This is a genomic window from Paenibacillus sp. MAHUQ-63 (assembly GCF_028765165.1).
In the GTDB taxonomy this organism is placed as follows: Bacteria; Bacillota; Bacilli; order Paenibacillales; family NBRC-103111; genus Paenibacillus_E.
On record NZ_JARADB010000029.1, the window covers coordinates 1 to 664 of the forward strand.

1 protein-coding gene and 1 rRNA gene are annotated in these 664 nt (G+C 44.6%); both read left to right on the forward strand.

Going from position 1 to position 664, the window contains the following annotated elements:
• A partial coding sequence (locus tag PUT07_RS35310) for a hypothetical protein (protein WP_274473514.1) occupies positions 1–429 on the forward strand: 429 nt, incomplete at its 5' end.
• A gap of 122 nt (positions 430–551) precedes the next feature.
• Positions 552–664, forward strand: a 23S ribosomal RNA gene (locus tag PUT07_RS35315); the annotation flags it as partial.

Below are 664 nucleotides of genomic sequence, written 5' to 3' on the forward strand. Positions count from 1 at the left end.
TCGGAAGGTGCGGCTGGATCACCTCCTTTCTATGGAGACTCGGGTCTGCAACGACCCAGTCAAGTATCTTCGGATACACAAACGTGTTACTCACTCGTGTTCAGTTTTGAAAGGTTAATCCTTTCAAGCAAGCTTCGGCAATTAACGGTAATTACTACCGCTATTCTGAAGATTCAGCGTCGTACGGACGGGTTAACGGGAATTTCTCCTGTTATTTTGGACGAAATGACGATGGGATCTCGCTTAAAGGCGAAAATAACGGGAGGTTTTCCTGTTAATGAGCGATTTAAGCGGATAAACTCGGAATTAAAGGGAGAAATTCCAGTTAAGACGAAGCGGCTTCCAAATTGTTTACAACCTACATCGCTTCACGCATGTTACGGTTGCAACTTGGTTGACGAATCTTCGATTCGCAACATTGTTCCTTGAAAACTAGATAACGAAACAGTTCCAATTCACCTTTGCGAAGCATAGGTTAATTGTCAACAGAGTAAATGTAAGAACTTAGGTAGCATGACTTGTTCATGCGAAATCTTTAATGTTTTTTTCTAGGTTAAGCTAGAAAGAGCACACGGAGGATGCCTAGGCACTAGGAGCCGATGAAGGACGTGGCGAACGACGAAATGCCTCGGGGAGCCGTAAGCAGGCTTTGATCCGGGGATGT